General features: G+C 71.7%; 18 protein-coding genes, 1 tRNA gene and 1 pseudogene. 13 read left to right on the forward strand and 7 right to left on the reverse strand.

Translation table 11 applies throughout. The features are described from left to right. Window positions 1-5 precede the first annotated feature (5 nt). Both C7Y72_RS06325 and C7Y72_RS06330 read left to right on the forward strand, forming a co-directional pair. Complete coding sequence (locus tag C7Y72_RS06325; RefSeq protein ID WP_107567785.1) at window positions 6-902, forward strand: CPBP family intramembrane glutamic endopeptidase; 897 nt, start codon at window positions 6-8, stop codon at window positions 900-902. Between the two features lie 45 nt (window positions 903-947). Next, the gene (locus C7Y72_RS06330) at window positions 948-1,976 is read left to right on the forward strand and encodes a L,D-transpeptidase family protein (protein ID WP_107567787.1); all 1,029 of its coding nucleotides are present in this window, start codon (window positions 948-950) and stop codon (window positions 1,974-1,976) included. 146 nt (window positions 1,977-2,122) lie between these two features. Here C7Y72_RS06330 and C7Y72_RS06335 read toward each other — a convergent pair whose 3' ends face one another. Together C7Y72_RS06335 and C7Y72_RS06340 are read right to left on the reverse strand one after the other, a co-directional pair. Further along, a complete protein-coding gene (locus C7Y72_RS06335) occupies window positions 2,123-3,256 on the reverse strand; it encodes a carboxylate-amine ligase (RefSeq protein WP_107567789.1) in 1,134 nt (377 codons plus the stop codon). After that, on the reverse strand, window positions 3,253-3,615 hold the full coding sequence (locus C7Y72_RS06340) for a hypothetical protein (protein ID WP_107567791.1): 363 nt from the start codon (window positions 3,613-3,615) through the stop codon (window positions 3,253-3,255). Before C7Y72_RS06340 ends, C7Y72_RS06335 begins: the two co-directional genes overlap by 4 nt. Window positions 3,616-3,634: 19 nt before the next feature. Between C7Y72_RS06340 and C7Y72_RS06345 the strand changes: the two genes are divergently transcribed. The 6 genes from C7Y72_RS06345 (at window position 3,635) to C7Y72_RS06365 (ending at window position 5,989) form a co-directional block, all read left to right on the forward strand. Further along, complete coding sequence (locus C7Y72_RS06345; RefSeq protein WP_107567793.1) at window positions 3,635-4,192, forward strand: orotate phosphoribosyltransferase; 558 nt, start codon at window positions 3,635-3,637, stop codon at window positions 4,190-4,192. Further along, entirely contained in the window at window positions 4,192-4,512 is a 321-nt protein-coding gene (gene cutA / locus C7Y72_RS06350) for a divalent-cation tolerance protein CutA (protein WP_107567795.1), read from the forward strand. The genes C7Y72_RS06345 and cutA overlap by 1 nt, the downstream gene beginning before the upstream one ends. A 149-nt stretch (window positions 4,513-4,661) precedes the next feature. Then, a complete protein-coding gene (locus C7Y72_RS22725) occupies window positions 4,662-4,871 on the forward strand; it encodes a hypothetical protein (protein ID WP_146175278.1) in 210 nt (69 codons plus the stop codon). 26 nt (window positions 4,872-4,897) lie between these two features. After that, window positions 4,898-5,332, forward strand: coding sequence for a hypothetical protein (locus tag C7Y72_RS06355; protein WP_107567797.1), 435 nt, complete (start codon window positions 4,898-4,900; stop codon window positions 5,330-5,332). 53 nt (window positions 5,333-5,385) lie between these two features. Then, window positions 5,386-5,574 (forward strand): hypothetical protein, encoded by a 189-nt coding sequence (locus C7Y72_RS06360; RefSeq protein ID WP_107567799.1) that lies wholly within the window; start codon window positions 5,386-5,388, stop codon window positions 5,572-5,574. Next, window positions 5,567-5,989, forward strand: coding sequence for a type II toxin-antitoxin system VapC family toxin (locus tag C7Y72_RS06365; protein ID WP_107567801.1), 423 nt, complete (start codon window positions 5,567-5,569; stop codon window positions 5,987-5,989). The genes C7Y72_RS06360 and C7Y72_RS06365 overlap by 8 nt, the downstream gene beginning before the upstream one ends. On the opposite strand, the gene C7Y72_RS24255 is transcribed toward C7Y72_RS06365, so the two are convergent. The 3 genes from C7Y72_RS24255 to C7Y72_RS06375 all read right to left on the reverse strand — a co-directional run bounded on the left by C7Y72_RS24255 (window position 5,922) and on the right by C7Y72_RS06375 (window position 6,703). Further along, entirely contained in the window at window positions 5,922-6,401 is a 480-nt protein-coding gene (locus tag C7Y72_RS24255) for a tyrosine-type recombinase/integrase (RefSeq protein ID WP_431844372.1), read from the reverse strand. The two genes, C7Y72_RS06365 and C7Y72_RS24255, sit on opposite strands and share 68 nt — an antisense overlap. Further along, window positions 6,295-6,549 carry a hypothetical protein gene (locus tag C7Y72_RS23150; protein ID WP_158276689.1) on the reverse strand — a complete coding sequence of 85 codons (255 nt, stop codon included), beginning with the start codon at window positions 6,547-6,549 and terminating at the stop codon, window positions 6,295-6,297. The genes C7Y72_RS24255 and C7Y72_RS23150 overlap by 107 nt, the downstream gene beginning before the upstream one ends. A gap of 80 nt (window positions 6,550-6,629) precedes the next feature. Beyond that, a tRNA-Arg gene (locus C7Y72_RS06375) sits at window positions 6,630-6,703 on the reverse strand. A gap of 433 nt (window positions 6,704-7,136) precedes the next feature. On the opposite strand from C7Y72_RS06375, the gene C7Y72_RS06380 reads away from it, so the two are divergent. The 5 genes and pseudogenes from C7Y72_RS06380 to C7Y72_RS06400 all read left to right on the forward strand — a co-directional run. After that, window positions 7,137-8,123: an ABC transporter permease gene (locus C7Y72_RS06380; RefSeq protein ID WP_233243744.1), complete on the forward strand. Its 987-nt coding sequence runs from the start codon at window positions 7,137-7,139 to the stop codon at window positions 8,121-8,123. Window positions 8,124-8,196: 73 nt separating this feature from the next. After that, entirely contained in the window at window positions 8,197-9,975 is a 1,779-nt protein-coding gene (locus tag C7Y72_RS06385) for an ABC transporter substrate-binding protein (RefSeq protein WP_107567807.1), read from the forward strand. Window positions 9,976-10,051: 76 nt separating this feature from the next. After that, entirely contained in the window at window positions 10,052-11,008 is a 957-nt protein-coding gene (locus C7Y72_RS06390) for an ABC transporter permease (RefSeq protein ID WP_107567809.1), read from the forward strand. Window position 11,009: 1 nt separating this feature from the next. Beyond that, window positions 11,010-12,035, forward strand: coding sequence for an ABC transporter ATP-binding protein (locus C7Y72_RS06395; protein WP_107567811.1), 1,026 nt, complete (start codon window positions 11,010-11,012; stop codon window positions 12,033-12,035). Continuing rightward, window positions 11,996-12,817, forward strand: a pseudogene (locus C7Y72_RS06400) (ABC transporter ATP-binding protein); the annotation flags it as partial. The gene C7Y72_RS06395 and the pseudogene C7Y72_RS06400, both read left to right, overlap by 40 nt. A 28-nt stretch (window positions 12,818-12,845) precedes the next feature. Here the strand turns inward: C7Y72_RS06400 and C7Y72_RS06405 are convergent. Together C7Y72_RS06405 and C7Y72_RS06410 are read right to left on the reverse strand one after the other, a co-directional pair. Continuing rightward, the gene (locus tag C7Y72_RS06405; RefSeq protein ID WP_107567813.1) at window positions 12,846-13,472 is read right to left on the reverse strand and encodes a VldE C-terminal domain-containing protein; all 627 of its coding nucleotides are present in this window, start codon (window positions 13,470-13,472) and stop codon (window positions 12,846-12,848) included. Between the two features lie 37 nt (window positions 13,473-13,509). Continuing rightward, window positions 13,510-13,770, reverse strand: a complete 261-nt coding sequence (locus C7Y72_RS06410; protein WP_107567815.1) for a hypothetical protein — start codon at window positions 13,768-13,770, stop codon at window positions 13,510-13,512. Window position 13,771 lies beyond the last annotated feature (1 nt).

Consider the following 13,771-nt stretch of genomic DNA (forward strand, 5'->3'; position numbering starts at 1 on the left):
CAGGCATGACGGATCTGCGCGACACGACGACCGCCGTCCCGGGCCAGCGTTCGGCCCCGCCGCCGCAGTTCCCGGAGCTCCCGGACGGCGTCGAGCCGGGCACCCGGGTCCCGCGCTGGAAGCCGTGGACCGCGTTCGTCGCGCTGATCATCGGGTTCGTCGCCGCGTCGATGGGCTTCATCGTCATCGCGTCGATCTCGACCGCCTTCGGCTACACGTTCGAGGACCCGCCTCCCGGCGTCACGATCATCGCCACGATCGTCCAGAACGTCTTCCTCATCGGGGCCGCCGTGTTCTTCGCCGCGAAGGTCGCGCGCCCGCGACCGTGGCAGTTCGGCCTGCGTCGCCCCGCCTGGTGGCCCGCGGTCGGCTGGACCGCGCTGGCGTTCGTCACGTTCCTGGCGTTCAGCGCCATCTGGGTCTCCGCGCTCGGCCTCCAGAACGAGGAGGACACGCTGCCCACCGAGCTCGGCGTCGACGAGTCGACCGCCGCGCTGATCGCCGTCGCGTTCCTCGTCACCGTCGTCGCCCCCGTCGGCGAGGAGCTGTTCTTCCGCGGCTTCTACTTCCGCGCGCTGGCGAACTGGAAGGGCATCTGGCCGGCGGCGATCATCACCGGGATCACGTTCGGGAGCATCCACGCGGGCGGCTCCCCGATCGGCTTCCTCGTGCCGCTCGGCTTCTTCGGCTTCGTGCTCTGCCTGCTGTACGTCCGGACGAAGTCCCTGTACCCGCCGATCGTCCTGCACGCGATCAACAACTCGATCGCGTTCGGCAGCACGCAGGACTGGAGCTGGCAGATCCCGCTCGTGCTCGCGGGCAGCCTCGCGATCATCAGCCTGGGCGCCTACGCGGTCCGTCGCGGCTGGGGTCCGGCGCCCGCCCGGTCGCTGCCGGTCTAGATCCAGGATCGCGACGCCCGTCGCGCGGGTACGATGCCCGCACCGATGCGTCGCCTCCTGCCCCTCGCCCTCGCCGCCACCGCCGTCCTGCCGGCCACCGCCGCCGCCCAGGACCCGGCCGCCGCCCCCGCCCCCGCGCCCGCGGCCACCCCCGCGCCGGCCGCCACCCCGGCTCCCGCGGCCACCCCCGCGCCCGCAGCGGAGGCGAAGCTCGACATCGCCACCGAGAAGGTCGGGAAGACCGGGACCGTGCTCACCGGCGACCGCTGGCGCGTCCGCGGCTCCCTGCAGCCGTACGTCGACGGCCAGACCGTCACCGTGCGCTTCTACCGCGGCGGCAAGAAGATCGGGGCGCGCACCGTCAAGGCGCAGCGCTCGAGCACCGGCAAGAGCGGCGGCTTCCTCGTCGGCTTCACGACCCGCGGCACGGGGGACGTCACCGTACGCGCCAGCCACCGCGCCACCGCGCAGCTCGGGACCGCGATCGCCCCCGCCCGCACGGTGAAGGTGCTGCCGCGCAGCGTCCGCGGTGGCTCCACCGGGTCCGCCGTGCGCGCCCTGCAGCGCGCGCTGGCTCGCCACGGCTACGTCATCGGGCAGCGCGGCGTGTTCGACGCGCGCACCTCGCGCGCGGTGCTGGCGTTCCGCAAGAACCTCGGGATGGCCCGCACCACCCAGGCCAACGAGGACGTCATGCGCCGGCTCGCCCGCGGCGAGGGCGCGTTCCCCGTCCGCTTCAAGAACCACGGCCGGCACGTCGAGGCCGACATCAGCAAGCAGGTCATGGCCCTGATCGGCGCGGGCGGGAAGGTCGAGCGGATCTACCACGTCAGCTCCGGCGCGCCGTCGACCCCGACGATCCTCGGCACCTTCCGCGTCTACCGTCGCGACATCGGCCGGCTGCCCAACGGGATGCTGCACTCCGCGTTCTTCCGCGGCGGCTACGCGATCCACGGGTACCCGAGCGTCCCGACCTACAACGCCAGCCACGGCTGCCTGCGCGTCCCCAACGCGGACGCGCTGAGCATCCGCAACTGGACGCGGCTCGGGACGATCGTCGACACCTACCGCTGAGCCGCGGGCGGGGGGCGCCGGGGGTCCCCCCTCGCTGCGACGCTCCGCCTCCGGCTCCGCGTCGGACGCCGCTCGGGGGACCCCCGGCGCCCCCCGCTGGCGGTGAACGGACGTTTCCAGCCCCTGGAGGGGCCGGAGATGGATAGCTAGAGCGGGGTCTTCGTCTCGGCGGCGAGGTGGGCGAGCAGGGCGGGCATCCCGCCGCGGGCGTGGGCGGCGCGCTGTCGGTCGGCGGAGCCGCCGTCGCGCAGCAGCCGCTCGATCTCGGTGAGGGCGTCCGCGTCCCCGAGCTCGGCGGCGACGTCGCGCACGCGAGCCGTCCACCAGCGGGCGATCTCCGGCACCGGGCGCAGCGCCCCGTCGTGCCAGAGGGTCGCCGCCAGGCCGTCGCGGGCGGCGCGGAAGCTCGACTCCTCGAGCGCCTCGCGCGTGGAGGGCACCGGCCACGGGCCGCCCTCCCGGGCGCCCTGGGCGGCGACCGCGCGCACGAGCGCGGTCAGCCCGAGCGCGTCGCGCAGCGACGGCTGCGCGTCCATCGCGCGGACCTCGACGGTCCCGAGCTGCGGGTGCGGGCGCAGGTCGGCCCACAGGAACGTGTAGTCGGGCAGGTCCCCGGCCTCCACGACCGCGACGACGTCGTCCACGTAGTCCTCGAACGAGCTCCATGCGCGGGGGATGTCGGCGCGCGGATAGCCGCGGAACAGCTGGGCCCGCGCGCTCTGCAGGCCGCTGTCGGCCCCGTGCCACCACGGTGAGGCGGCGGCGAGCGCCTGCAGCAGCGGCAGCAGCTCGCGCAGGGCGGTGCACGCCCGGATCGCCGCCTCGGCGTCGGGCATGCCGACGTGGACGTGCAGCGCGGCGGTCGGCGTGCGGCGCAGCAGGCCGCGCAGCTGGTCGTGGATCGCGGCGTGCCGCGGCGCGGGGTGGTGCACGACGTCGCCGCGTGCCCCGTCGGGGTGGATGCCCGCCCCGATCGCGGTCGCGCCGGTGGCCCGCAGTGCCGCGCGCAGCCGGTCGAGCGCGCCGACCCCGTCCACGGCGGTGGCGCAGACCGGGGAGGCGAACTCGACGAGCGCCGCGTACGTGTCCGGGTGCGCGCTTCCGGCCCCGGCCGGCACCACGAGCCGCTCGAGCGTCTCCACGGCGGTGTGGCTGAGGGCGTGCGTGACCGGGTCGACGAGCAGCAGCTCCTCCTCGACCCCGAGCGCGAACCCGGTGCTCGTGCCGAAGCGGATCTCGGGGATCGCCCGCTCGCGCGCGGGTCGGTCGTCGTGCGTCATGCGCGTCCGCGGCTGAACCGCGCCAGCGTCGCGAGGCCGTACCCGTAGACCAGCAGGCCCAGCAGCGCCGGGACGCCGCGCCGGACCCAGCGGTCGTCGCTGCCGTCGACGATCGAGGCGAACGGCGCGAGCGCGACGTCGTTGACGTCGTCGACGAGCTCGCGGACGGTGCCGTGGGCGGCCTCGCGTGCCCGCTCCTGCTGCGGGGAGGGGTCGACGGCGACGCTCGGCCGGTCCGCCACGGCGGCCGCGGTCTCGCGGCTCGCCTCGCGCGTCTCGTCGATCGCGAACAGCGCGAAGCCGACGAGGATCGCGAGGCTCAGGAGCACCGACACGGCGCGGATGGGGCCTTCGAGCACAACGGATAGCGTAGAGCGCATGGACGCCCGTTCCCGGCTGATCGACGAGCTTCGTACGCACGCCCTCGTGCTCGGCGAGGTGACCCTCTCCAGCGGTGCGACCGCCCAGTACTACGTCGACGCGAAGCGGGCGACGCTGCTCCCGGTCGGGTTCGCCGCGCTCGGCGAGCTCGTCGCGCACCACGCCCGCGAGTGGGGGGCGACCGCGGTCGGCGGGCTGACGATGGGCGCCGATCCCGTGGCGTGCGCCGCGCTGGCGGGCGGCGCGGACGTCAAGGCGTTCTTCATCCGCAAGGGCGCGGCCAAGCAGCACGGGCTGCAGCGGCGCGTCGAGGGCCCGCTCCTGACCGCGCAGGACCGGTGCCTGGTCGTCGAGGACGTCGTGACGACGGGCGGCTCGACGATCGAGGCGATCGAGGCGCTGCAGGCCGAGGGTCGCACGATCGTCGGCGTGCTGACCGTCCTGGACCGGCTCGCGGGCGGGGCCGAGCGGATCCGCGCGGCGGCCGGGGAGGGCGTGCCGTACGTGGCCCTGGCGACGATCGACGACGTGCACCCCGACCGTCCGGATCGCTGATGGCCGGCGAGCGCGTCTGCCTCGTCACGGCGCCGGCGGAGCGCGCGGACGACATCGCGCGCGTGCTCGTGCAGGAGCGGCTCGCCGCGTGCGTGAACATCGTGCCGTCCGTGCGATCGGTGTACCGCTGGGAGGGCGAGGTCCAGCAGGGCGAGGAGGCGCTCCTGGTCGTCAAGACGACGGCGGACCGACTGGTCGCCTTGGACGCGCGGCTGGCCGACGTCCACCCGTACGACACCTACGAGCTCGTCGCGCTCGAGGTCACGGGCGGCAACGCGGCGTACCTCGCCTGGATCGGCGCGGGCGTCACGCCCGGCTGAGCGGGCGGGGCAGGCGGGACCGCTTCGTGCCGCGGGCCGTTCGCGGCGAACCGGGTGAGCGCCCGCCCACATCTGGATCGCGGATCACGCAGATGGGCCGGAGGACGGCGCCGGATGCTGAGATGCTCCCTCCGTAGGATTCGCCCGTGATGAAGCGGCTGCTCGTATCTGCCGTCGCGTGCCTCGTGGTGGGGCTGGTGGCAGGTCTCATCTTCGGGCCCATGGTCGGACTGCTCGCCGGCGTCGCCGGCTTCGGTGGGCGGGCCGTTGATCATTGGATAGATGCGCGACGACGCTTGTCGACGACCGAAACGCGCGCGGCCGGACGCCGGAGGTCGCGACGCAGGCCGCGCGATTGACCCGTTGGGTCACCGGCGGACGCTCCATGCCGGCCGAGGCCGGCGGAAAGAGACCGCAGCCGCGCAACCAGCTGTGCCTCACGGCACGCGACACGATCGCGACCGCAGTGGGCTGCTTCAGCCTCCGAGACATCCGTCGAGGCCGGGCCGAGATGTCCATCATTCCGGGCCCGCGCAAGACCCCGGCGCAGCTCGCTCGGCTAGAGGCCACCCGGCAGGCCCTCCAGCGACGCCATCCGGAGTGGACGCTCCCGCGCTTCCGGCAGCGGACGGCGCGACGATCCGGCCTGGCGCCCGACGGCGTGGCCGTCGTCCGCCTCGGGTCCGGACTGACCGCCCCCACCGCGAAGGTGCACGACAACTTCTTCGAGTTCGTTGGTCGCGAGGCTAGGCGCCGTGCACGTCTGCACCTGCTCGACGCACCGGGCAACGTCGTCGCGCTAGGCCCCGCCGTGCGATAGCGACGCCGTCCGCCGGTTGTTGGCTGCGAATAGCAGCGCTACCTTGGGTAGCGATGGCGACCATCCATCAACCACTCCCGCCGCAGTACACCGCCGAGGAGCTCGAGCTCGCTCGCGACGGCGTGCTGCGCCTCAGAACGCGAGACATCGCCGACGTCCTGAAGGAGATCGGCACGCTGTCGTTGCCCGCGGGCGACGCAGGCTCCCGCGCGCTGGACGACGTCCGCGGCGACCGTGTCTGACGCGGCCGCCGCACTGACCTATATCGACACGTCGGCAGCGATCAAGCTCGTCTTCGAGGAGGCGGAGAGTGTCGCGCTGGGGGCGTGGTTGACCTCCTCGGGCGCCGCGCTCGTCTCGAGTGCGCTGCTCGAGGTCGAGTTCGAGCGCGCGGTGAAGCGCGCTGCCTCGCAGGGCCAAGAGCCGAATCCCGGCGTGGTCGCCGCGGTGCTCTCCGCGATCGACCTGATCGACCTGGACGTCGCTCAGCTGCGGGTGGCAGCGCAGCTGCCGGATCCCTATCTCCGCGCACTCGATGCCATCCACATTGCAGCGGCGCTCGCCCTTGCGCCGAAGCTGGCGACGGTCGTCACCTACGACGTGCGGATGCTCCGGGCGTTGGCGGCGCGGTCGATCCCGACGGCTTCTCCGGCCTGACCGAGGGCGGCGGGGCCGGCGCGCCGCGGTCCTCCGCGAACGCCGCCGACAAGCGGCGGGCCGCATCGTGTCGCGGGACGTGGTGCACGTACCGCATTGTCGTGCCGATCTCGCTGTGGTCCATGTAGGCCTGGACCACGACGAGATCGAACTCGCGCACTGCGACGGTGCCGAAGGTGTGACGGAGGTCGTGGAACGTCATCGGGTTGTCCTCCTTCTCGCGGAGGTGCTCCAGGCCGGCGTTGTCGAGACCGCGGTAGAACGCGTCGCGCACCGTGCCGCTCTGGAGCCGACCGAACGTGGCTCTACCTGAGGGTCGCGAGCAGACGGTCGAGCTCCGCCTTCGCAGCCTGGGGCGTGAGGTGCCCGCCGGGGCAGTGGCCGTCGGCGGCCCGCCAGATGATCGCGCCACGCGCGGTCTGCCGGCCGCTGTCCCGGACCCACGCGGGTCCGAGGACACGCCGCGTCTTGTCGCCGCCGGCCTGCGCGAAGCTCGCCACGTAGACCCGCCCGTTCAGACGGGCATCGACGATCAGATGCCCCGTGATCCGCGCGTCCATGGACTCCTGAAGAACAGGAATCGGGAACAAGAAGCGACCTGAGACGGGTCCAACAAGTGCTGAACCCAGCGTTCATCGGATGCCCCGAGCTGGATTCGAACCAGCGGCCTACCGCTTAGGAGGCGGTCGCTCTATCCACCTGAGCTATCGGGGCCTGCGGGCAGGGTACGGAACGCGCCCGGGCGGTGCCCGGGGCGGGGTCCGCGCCGTCGCGGCGCGTGACGGCCGCCGCGCGCGCCGCAACCACCGACCGGAATGCGACGTACCGCGCAAGTCGGCGCAAAAGCGCTCCTGACACCCCGACGAACCGGCGAAGGGTTTGGACACCCGGGCGAACCGGGAAATCGTGCCATGGCCCGCGGGGCCAAGAATCGGGGCTTCCTGACCCCGTAGCTCTGTTCTCCGGTGAGAAAACTGCGGACACGACCCACCCGAACGGAGTACGCTCGCGCCCTCGACCGGACGGGACGAACCGTCCAACCCCAGCCGGGGTGGAGCGTTCCGGGTCGGGACAGCCATCGCTCGAACAGCAGCGCTGAGGGAGTCGTGCACACCAAGAAGGTCGACATGAAGCGGAGCCCGGGATCGTGAGCACGCCGGGAACGCCCGAGATGCTGGACCCGGCCGCCGAGCCCGGCGGTCCCGCCGCCGCCGCGACGGGGGAGATCGCCGCCCGCTCGCCGCTGCAGCTGTTCTGGCGCCGCCTGCGCCGCGACAAGGTCGCCCTCGGGGCGCTCGGCGTGGTCGGCTTCGTCGTCCTCGTCGCGATCCTCGCGCCGCTGATCGTCAAGGTCTTCGGCGCGCCCGGGCCGAACGTCCAGAACCCGGACCTGCTCGACGACTTCGGCCTGCCGTCCGGTCCGACCGGCGACAACGTCTTCGGGGTCGACCAGCGCGGCCGCGACGTCTTCGCCCGCGTCGTCTACGGCGCGCGGCTGTCGCTCGAGGTGGCCTTCATCGCCACCGCGATCACGGTGGTCATCGGCGTGACGCTCGGCATGATCGCCGGCTACTACCGCGGCTGGGTCGACACGCTCCTGGCGCGCACGATGGACCTCATGCTCGCGTTCCCGGTCCTCGTCCTCGCGATCGGCGTCGGCGTCGCCTGCTCCGGCCGCGAGGGCTGCCTCGGCGGCGCGATCCAGCCCGGCCGCGGCGTCGTCATCTTCGTGATCAGCGTCTCGACCTGGCCGTACATGGCGCGGATCATCCGCGGCCAGGTGCTCAGCCTGCGCGAGCGCGAGTTCGTCGAGGCCGCCAAGTCGCTCGGGGCGTCCAACGGCCGGATCATCTTCCGCGAGATCCTCCCGAACCTGATCGCGCCGATCATCGTCTACTCGACGATCCTCATCCCCCAGAACATCCTCTTCGAGGCGGCGCTCTCGTTCCTGGGCGTCGGCGTGGATCCGAACACGCCCAGCTGGGGCCAGATGATCGCCGACGCCACCGGCATCTTCGACATCGCCTGGTGGTTCATGGTCTTCCCGGGCGTCGCGCTCGTCACGACGGTCCTCGCCTTCAACATCGTCGGCGACGGCCTGCAGGACGCCCTCAACCCCCGTACGTCCAAGTGAGCACGGTCCAGATGCGCTCGCACCACTTCCGTTCCGCATCACCCATGTCCGTCCGTTCCGAAAGGACCATCCCATGATCAGGAGTCGTCTGCGATTCCTCCTGTTGGCGATGTTCGCCATCTCCGCCTTCGCGTTCGCCGCCTGCGGTGACGACGACGACTCCAGCTCGTCCTCGTCGTCCTCGGGCAGCAGCTCCGAGTCGGCGCCCGTCGCCGACGTGCCGCAGGGCAAGAAGGGCGGCAAGCTCCTGGAGCTCGCCGCCAGCGACGTCGACTACCTCGACCCCGGCCACAGCTACTACCAGTTCGGCTTCCAGACCATCTACGCGATGGGCAAGCCGCTCTACTCCTTCTCGCCGACCGACGCCCAGAAGGCGCAGCCGGACCTCGCCGACGGCGAGCCCGTCATCTCGGCGGACAAGAAGACCGTCACGGTCAAGCTGAAGAAGGGCGTCAAGTACTCGCCGCCGGTCAACCGCGAGGTCGTCGCCAAGGACGTCAAGTACGCGATCGAGCGCTTCTTCACCGTGAACGTCGGTGGCCAGTACACCGCGTACTTCAACGCGATCGAGGGCGCCCCGGAGACGAACACCAAGACGTTCAAGACGTTCTCGGGCATCGAGACCCCGGACGACTACACGCTGATCTTCAAGCTCAAGCGGCCCGTCGGCGTCTCGTTCGCCGCCGCGCTCGTCATGCCGATCACCGTCCCGGTGCCGGAGGAGTACGCGAAGAAGTTCGACGAGAAGAACCCGTCGACCTACAACACGAACGTCGTCGCCACGGGGCCGTACATGATCCCCAACGACGCCAACGGCAAGCTCACGGGCTACGTGGCGGGCAAGAGCATCAAGCTCGTGCGCAACCCGAACTGGGACCCGAAGCTCGACTACAAGCCGGCGTACCTCGACGAGATCGAGATCCGCACGAACGCGACCGACGCGAACGTCGCCGCCCGCCAGGTGCTCGACGGCCAGGGCATGATCCTGGACACCAACCCGCCGGCGCAGATCCTGCCCCGGCTGAACCGCCAGTACAAGGGCCAGTTCACGCAGGTCCCGTCGGGTGGCTACCGCTACTTCCCGATGAACACGAAGATCCCGCCGTTCAACGACCTGAACGTCCGCAAGGCCGTCCTCGCCGTCTTCGACCGCGAGGCCGCCGTCAAGGCGCGCGGCGGCGCATTCGCCGGCGACGTCGCCACGCACTTCCTGCCGCCGGAGTTCCCCGGCTTCGAGGAGGCCGGTGGCATGGGCACGGACCTCGACTACATGAAGAACCCGCGCGGTGACGCCGCCGTGGCCGCCAAGTACATGAAGGCCGCGGGCTTCGCCTCCGGCAAGTACGAGGGCGACGACGAGGTCTTCATGATCACCGCCAACGTCGACCCGGCGAAGGCGCAGGGCGAGGTCGCGAAGGCCCAGCTCGAGAAGCTCGGCTTCAAGGTCCGTCTGCGGACCGTCCCGCAGGACGCGGTCTACACCGAGTGGTGCCAGGTCCCGTCCAAGAAGGTCAACATGTGCGGCGCCGCCGGCTGGTTCAAGGACTACGCCGACCCGGAGTCCATGCTCGTCCCGACCTTCAAGGGCTCGGAGATCAAGCCGGACGGCGGGAACAACAACCTCGGCCAGCTGGACGACCCGGCCATCGACAAGGCGATGGACGCGGCGGCCCTGCTCGAGGGCGACGCCCGCAACGCCGCCTGGGGCGCGATCGACAAGCAGATCATGGGCCAGGCGCCCGCGGTCCCGTTCATCTGGGACAAGACCACGCTGGTCTGGTCCAAGAACGTGCAGGGTGTGGGCAACCCCTACAACTCGCTCGTCGACCTCACGTTCACGTCGCTCAAGTAGCCCTGATCGACTGACCTGATCGCTGGAGCCGCTCCCGCCGACCCGGCGGGGGCGGCCCCGGCAGCCGAGAGACACCGTGGCCTTCTACATCGTCAAGCGCCTGCTGTGGACCGTCGTGCTGATGGTGCTCATCAGCGCGATCACGTTCTACATCTTCTACAAGCTGCCCAGCGCGGACCCCGCGGCGCTGCGCGCCGGCCGGTCGCCCTCCCCGGAGACGCTGGCCCTGATCCGCGAGCAGCTGGGGTTGAACAACCCCTGGTACACGCAGCTGAAGGACTTCCTCACGGACCTGTTCTTCCACTTCGACCTGGGCAACTCGTTCGTCAACAACGAGCCCGTCCGCCCGACCCTCTTCGACCGCATCCCCGCGACGCTCTTCCTCGTGTTCGGCGCGGCCGTGGTCTGGGTGATCGTCGGCGTCACCGTCGGCATCATCAGCGCCGTCTTCCGCGGCACCATCTGGGACCGCATCCTCATGGGCGGTGCCCTCCTGGCGATCTCCGCGCCCGTCTACTGGCTCGGCCTGATCGCCCTCTTCCTCTTCTCCGACGACATCGGCAAGTTCGGGATCCTGCCGGGCTCAGGCGCCTACCAGGACGCCAACGGGTTCTTCGACAAGGCCCACACGCTGATCATGCCGTGGATCGTGCTGTCCGCCGCGTTCGCGGCGATCTACGCGCGGCTGCTGCGCGCGAACCTGCTCGAGACGCTCAGCGAGGACTACATCCGCACCGCGCGGGCGAAGGGCCTCAGCGAGCGCCGCGTCGTGCTGCGGCACGGCCTGCGCTCGGCCGGCACGCCGATCGTCACCGTCCTGGGCCTCGACATCGGCATCCTCTTCGGCGGCGCGATCCTCACCGAGTCGGTGTTCAACATCCCGGGGGTCGGCCGCTACGCGTTCGACGCGATCTCCCGCGGCGACCTCGCCACGATCCAGGGCACCACCGTGTTCCTGGCGCTCGGCGTCGCGCTCATGAGCCTGATCGTCGACGTCATCTACGCCTTCCTCGACCCGCGTGTGAGGTACTGACATGGCCCCGCTGCTGCAGGTCGAGGACCTGAAGGTCCACTTCCGCACCGACGACGGCGTCGTCAAGGCCGTCGACGGGATCTCCTACACCGTCGAGGCCGGCAAGACGCTCGGCATCGTCGGCGAGTCCGGCTCCGGCAAGTCCGTCTCCTCGATGACGGTCATGGGCCTCACGCGCTCCGCGAAGGCGGACATCAGCGGCTCGGTCACGTTCGACGGCCGCGACCTGCTGAGCGCCGGGCCCGAGGACCTGCGCCGGATCCGCGGCAACGAGATCGCGATGATCTTCCAGGACCCGCTCTCGTCCCTGCACCCGTTCTACAAGGTCGGCAAGCAGCTGATCGAGGCGGTGCGGACCCACAAGGACGTCAGCAAGGCGCAGGCCCGCGACCGCGCGGTCGAGATGCTCGGCCTCGTCGGGATCCCGGAGCCGCGCCGACGGATCGACAGCTACCCGCACGAGTTCTCGGGCGGCATGCGCCAGCGCGTGATGATCGCGATGGCCCTGATGAACGACCCGAAGCTGCTGATCGCCGACGAGCCGACGACCGCGCTCGACGTCACGGTGCAGGCGCAGATCCTGCAGCTGATGAACAAGCTCCAGACCGAGCTCGGCACCGCGGTGGTCATGATCACGCACGACCTCGGCGTCGTCGCGGACGTCGCCGACGACATCGTCGTCATGTACGCGGGCCGGATCGTCGAGCAGGCCGACAAGCGGACGCTGTTCGACGCGCCGCGCCACCCGTACACGTGGGGTCTGCTGCGCTCGATCCCGCGGCTGGACACGCCCCGCGACCAGGACCTCGTGCCGATCCCGGGCCGACCGCCGTCCCTCATCACGCGGCCGACGGGCTGCGCGTTCCACCCGCGCTGCGCCTACGCGACCGAGCAGTCCCGCACGGTCGATCCCGCGCTCAAGCCGGTCGCGCCCGGCTCCGCGCACCGCGTCGCGTGCACCCTGGCCGAGGAGCGCCGGGCCGAGATCTGGCGGCAGATCACCGCCGGGGAGGAGCAGCCGTCGTGAGCGAGAAGCTGATCGAGGTCCGCGACCTCGTCAAGGAGTTCCCGATCCGCGGGGAGATGTTCACGCGCCGCGGCGCCGGATCCGTCCGCGCGGTCGGCGGGGTGTCGTTCGACGTCCTCGAGGGCGAGACGTTCGGGCTCGTCGGCGAGTCGGGCTGCGGCAAGTCCACGACCGCCCGGCTCATGACCCGCCTGCTGGATCCCACCAGCGGCACGATCGACTTCCGCGGGACCGACATCGCCACGCTGTCGCGCAAGCAGCTCAAGCCGCTGCGCCGCGACATGCAGATGATCTTCCAGGATCCGTACTCGTCGCTGAACCCGCGCAAGACGGTCGGCTCGATCATCGGCGAGCCGTTCGTCATCCACGGCGTGGAGTCCGACGACGGCGCGCGCAAGAAGCGCGTCCAGGGCCTGATGGAGACGGTCGGCCTCAACCCCGAGCACTACAACCGGCTGCCGCACGAGTTCTCCGGCGGACAGCGGCAGCGGATCGGGATCGCGCGCGCGATCGCGCTCTCCCCGAAGCTCATCGTCGCCGACGAGCCGGTGTCGGCGCTGGACGTGTCGATCCAGGCGCAGGTGCTGAACCTCCTGCGCGACCTGCAGCGCGAGATGGGCCTGACGCTCGTGTTCATCGCGCACGACCTGAGCGTCGTGCGCTACATGTGCGACCGGGTCGCCGTGATGTACGCCGGGGAGATCGTGGAGCTCGCGACGAGCGAGGACCTCTACGACAACCCGCAGCACGAGTACACGAAGCAGCTGCTCGCCGCCGTGCCCGGACAGGCGTCCGGGGTCTGAACGGCGCTCAGCGGTCCCAGAACGACGTGCGGGCCATCGCGCCCGCCTTCGTCATGCCGATGTGGACGTGGTCCAGGTGGCCGACGGTCGCGTCGACGCGTCGTTTCCGTGTGCGGCCGTCGCGGCCGTAGCACGGCGCGTAGGGCCCGAAGTCGGGGCGGCCGGCGCTCCAGTACGAGCAGTCCCAGATCAGCTCCTGGACGCCCATGCGCCGCGCGAGCGCCTGCGGGGTCCCGGCCGTGTCGGGCGCGAGCAGCAGGCGGATGAGCCGCTTGCCGGCGGCGCGCTGGGCGGGGTCGCGGCTGTCGAGGTGCCAGTCGATCGCGCGCCCCTCGGCGTGCAGCGACGCGCTTGCGGGACCCCACCGCTCGCAGCGGTAGGTGCCCCAGCTGACCCCGGCGGCGTGCCGGTCGAGCCAGCGCAGCAGGCGCTGCACCCCCGGGCGCGGGGTGCGCAGGCAGCGCCGCGCCGGGTCGTACTCCTGGGGGTCGGGCTCGCGGTCGGCGAGCGCGTGGGCGGGATTGCCGGGGACCGGACGCAGCTCGACCGGCCCGAGCCGGAAGGCGGCGGCGCCCGCGGTGAACAGCAGGGAGACGGCGAGGGCGGCGACGAGCGCCCGCAGCAGCTGCGGCATGCGACGTCGATCGGCCGCCGGACGGGCGGCCTTGAGCTCAGGCCTCCTCGGCCAGACGGGTGGCGTCGATCGCGCGGCGCGTGCCCTCCACGGCGCACCAGGCGGCGACGAGCCCGAGCGCGGCGGCGAGCAGCACGGTCAGCAGGCTGAGGCCGGCGGCGGCGAGCCCGGCGAGCAGCGCCCGGATGTACCAGCCGCGCGCCTCGCGGCGCAGCTCCTCGACGCGGGCGTCGCGGGCGGCGTCCCGGCGTGCGGCCTTCGCGGCCCGGCGGGTGCCCTCGCTGCGGTCGCGGCCCACC

Origin of the sequence: Paraconexibacter algicola (assembly GCF_003044185.1) — a bacterium.
GTDB lineage: Bacteria > Actinomycetota > Thermoleophilia > Solirubrobacterales > Solirubrobacteraceae > Paraconexibacter > Paraconexibacter algicola.